The organism is Streptomyces sp. NPDC002809, assembly GCF_040295435.1.
GTDB lineage: Bacteria > Actinomycetota > Actinomycetes > Streptomycetales > Streptomycetaceae > Streptomyces.
In genome coordinates, this window is the sequence record NZ_JBEOVJ010000165.1 from 1 (window position 1) to 3,364 (window position 3,364).

At 70.7% G+C, this 3,364-nt stretch carries 4 protein-coding genes; 2 read left to right on the forward strand and 2 right to left on the reverse strand.

What is annotated here, in order from left to right; all coding sequences use genetic code 11:
- Window positions 1-97: 97 nt before the first annotated feature.
- Together ABT025_RS39265 and phoU are read right to left on the reverse strand one after the other, a co-directional pair.
- On the reverse strand, window positions 98-247 hold the full coding sequence (locus ABT025_RS39265; protein WP_351003609.1) for a hypothetical protein: 150 nt from the start codon (window positions 245-247) through the stop codon (window positions 98-100).
- Between the two features lie 236 nt (window positions 248-483).
- Entirely contained in the window at window positions 484-1,161 is a 678-nt protein-coding gene (phoU, locus tag ABT025_RS39270; protein WP_351003610.1) for a phosphate signaling complex protein PhoU, read from the reverse strand.
- Window positions 1,162-1,359: 198 nt separating this feature from the next.
- Here phoU and phoR point away from each other — a divergent pair, with 198 nt between their 5' ends.
- Window positions 1,360-2,634, forward strand: coding sequence for a two-component system sensor histidine kinase PhoR (gene phoR / locus ABT025_RS39275; protein WP_351003612.1), 1,275 nt, complete (start codon window positions 1,360-1,362; stop codon window positions 2,632-2,634).
- Window positions 2,635-2,639: 5 nt separating this feature from the next.
- On the forward strand, window positions 2,640-3,311 hold the full coding sequence (phoP, locus tag ABT025_RS39280) for a two-component system response regulator PhoP (protein WP_469544019.1): 672 nt from the start codon (window positions 2,640-2,642) through the stop codon (window positions 3,309-3,311).
- The last annotated feature ends 53 nt before the right edge of the window (window positions 3,312-3,364 follow it).

Here is a 3,364-nt window from a genome sequence, read left to right on the forward strand (position 1 = left end):
CCCGTCTGTTCTCGACCCCCCCCCTCTCAATACCCCGCCACCCGGCGGGGCCGCCCCGCGCGCGGACTGTTCCGCGCGGGGCGCCCCTCGTTGCCCGTCAGCCGGAGCAGCCGCCGCACTGGCACGGCGCGCCGGACTGGCAGCCGCACCCGCAGCCCGATCCGCATCCGCAGGCGCCGAGGACGCCTCGGTGCGCCACATCGGCGGGTGTCTCCTGCTGGGGTTCGGTCGTGGGGGAATCGGCCATGGTTCCTCCTCAAGGTGTACGACAGGGCCGCACACCCGCACGGGGCCCGCAGCCGGGGCGTACGGACAAGTCGTGCCGCCCCACCCCATTGCATGCCCAGCCGGCCGGGCGCATCAACGGCGCACACGCGCAGGAACACGTGTGCGCATCCATGCGCCCTGGACCGGCCGGCACCTGGGGGCGGCGTGGCGGGGCCGGGTGCGCTCCTTCAACCGCTCCCCACGTGCCGGTCGGTCCTACGCGCCCTCCACCGATGTCGGCTGCTGGAGCTCGTCCGCGTGCTCGCCCGTCACCAGGTAGACGACGCGCTTGGCCACCGAGACGGCGTGATCCGCGAACCGCTCGTAGTAGCGGCCGAGCAGCGTCACGTCGACGGCCGTCTCGATGCCGTGCTTCCAGCGGTCGTCCATCAGGTGCTGGAACAGCGTGCGGTGCAGCAGGTCCATCTCGTCGTCGTCCTGCTCCAGCTGGAGCGCCAGGTCGACGTCCTTGGTGATGATCACCTCGGCGGCCTTGGCCATCAGGCGCTGCGCGAGCTGTCCCATCTCCAGGATGGTGGCGTGCAGGTCGTGCGGGACCGCCGACTGCGGGAAGCGCAGCCGGGTCAGCTTGGCGACGTGCTGGGCGAGGTCGCCCGAGCGCTCCAGGTCGGCGCTCATCCGCAGCGAGGTGACCACGATCCGCAGATCGGTCGCCACCGGCTGCTGGCGGGCCAGGAGCGCGATGGCCCTGGCCTCCAGGTCGTGCTGGAGGTCGTCGACCTTCTGGTCCGCGGCGATCACCGTCTCCGCGAGCTTGAGATCGGCGTCGAGCATGGACGTCGTCGCCCGGCCGATCGCCGATCCGACGAGCCTGGCCATCTCGACCAGCCCCTCGCCGATCGAGTCGAGTTCCTCGTGGTACGCGTCACGCATGGGTTGTCCCTCTCCAGTCCTGAACCGAGGCCGGGGCCAGCTCTGAACCCCACGCTGCCACCGTGACGGCCGTACGCGTCGGGTTCCGACCGGCCAAGTGAACCAGCGCTTGCCCCTCGGTGAACTCTGGGCGACGAGTGTTCGGACAGGCACTCGGACGGCTGGGAGAGTGTCCGCCGGGCCGCATAACCTGGAGGCATGGACGTGAACGCGGCGGTCGCCGCAGCTGCAGCGATCGCCGGGGTGTGTACCGGTGTGATCGCCATGCTGGCGTTCCGCTGGAGCGAGCGCGACCAGAAGAAGCCCACGCGTACGTCTCTGCGGCCCGACAGCGGTGCCCCCCTGCCCCCCGGGGTCGACACGGTCCTGTCCGTGCTCAGCTCCTCCGCGGTCGTGCTCGACGAGAGCGACAGCGTAGTCAAGGCCAGCTCCGCCGCGTACGCGCTGGGGCTGGTCAGGGGAGGGCGCCTGGCCGTAGAGCCGATGCTGAACATGGCCAGGGACACCCGCCGTGACGGGGAGATACGACAGGTCGAACTGGACCTGCCCCGGCGCGGCACGGGCCGGGGCGAGGCCCTCGCGGTCTCCGCCCGGGTCGCCCCGCTGGGCTCCAGGCTGGTGCTGCTGCTGGTCGAGGACCTCACCGAGGCCCGCCGCATCGAAGCGGTCCGGCGCGACTTCGTCGCCAATGTCAGCCATGAGCTCAAGACCCCGACCGGTGCGCTGTCCCTGCTCTCGGAGGCCGTCATGGACGCCTCCGACGATCCGGAGGCGGTGGAGCGGTTCGCCGGGCGGATGCAGATCGAGGCGACCCGGCTCACCAACCTCGTACAGGAGCTCATCGACCTGTCCCGGGTACAGAACGACGACCCGCTGGAGGACGCCGAGCCGGTCCGGGTCGACGAACTGGTCGCCGAGGCCATCGACCGCTGCCGGCAGCAGGCCGGCTCCAAACAGATCACCATGGCCGCGGGCGGTACCGCCGAGCTCCGCATATGGGGCAACCGCGGCCAGCTCGCCGCCGCGCTCGGCAACCTCGTCGAGAACGCCGTCAACTACAGCCCCGCCCGCACCCGCGTCGGCATAGCCGTCCGCCGGGTGGTCGTACCCGGCGGGGACGAGATCGAGATCGCCGTGACCGACCAGGGCTTCGGCATCTCGGAGAAGGACCGCGAGCGGGTCTTCGAACGCTTCTACCGCGTCGACCCGGCCCGTTCGCGTGCCACCGGTGGCACCGGCCTCGGCCTCGCCATCGTCAAGCACGTGGCCGCCTCGCACGGCGGGGAGGTCACCGTCTGGAGCTCGGAGGGACAGGGCTCCACCTTCACCCTGCGGCTGCCCGAAGCGGGCTCCGTACGGGAACGGGACCGCAGCTCAGGCGGACCGCTCATCGTCAACGGCGACGAGGCGCCCTACCCGGGCGCCGCACCCGACACTTTTGATTCATTTCCTGCCCCGGAGGCTCTTCCGTGACCCGAGTGCTTGTCGTCGAGGATGAGGAATCCTTCAGCGACGTCCTGTCCTACATGCTCCGCAAGGAAGGCTTCGAGGTCGCCATCGCGGCCACCGGGCCCGACGGCCTGGACGAGTTCGAGCGCAACGGCGCCGACCTCGTGCTCCTCGACCTGATGCTGCCCGGCCTGCCCGGCACGGAGGTCTGCCGCCAGCTGCGCAGCAAGTCCAACGTTCCCGTGATCATGGTCACGGCCAAGGACAGTGAGATCGACAAGGTCGTCGGCCTGGAAATAGGAGCCGACGACTATGTGACCAAGCCCTTCTCCTCGCGCGAGCTCGTCGCCCGCATCCGTGCGGTGCTGCGGCGCCGCGGGGAGCCGGAGGAGGTCACTCCGGCCGCCCTGGAGGCGGGCCCGGTGCGGATGGACGTGGACCGTCACGTCGTCACGGTCTCCGGCGGCAAGGTCGACCTGCCGCTGAAGGAGTTCGACCTGCTGGAGATGCTGCTGCGCAACGCCGGCCGGGTGCTGACCCGGATGCAGCTGATCGACCGGGTCTGGGGCGCGGACTATGTGGGCGACACCAAGACACTCGACGTCCACGTGAAGCGGCTGCGCGCCAAGATCGAGCCGGACCCGGGCGCGCCGAGGTTCCTCGTGACGGTGCGGGGCCTCGGGTACAAGTTCGAGCCGTAAACCGGCCCTGAGCGACAGGACAGCAGGTGTGGCCGAGGCGCCTCCCGGACCGG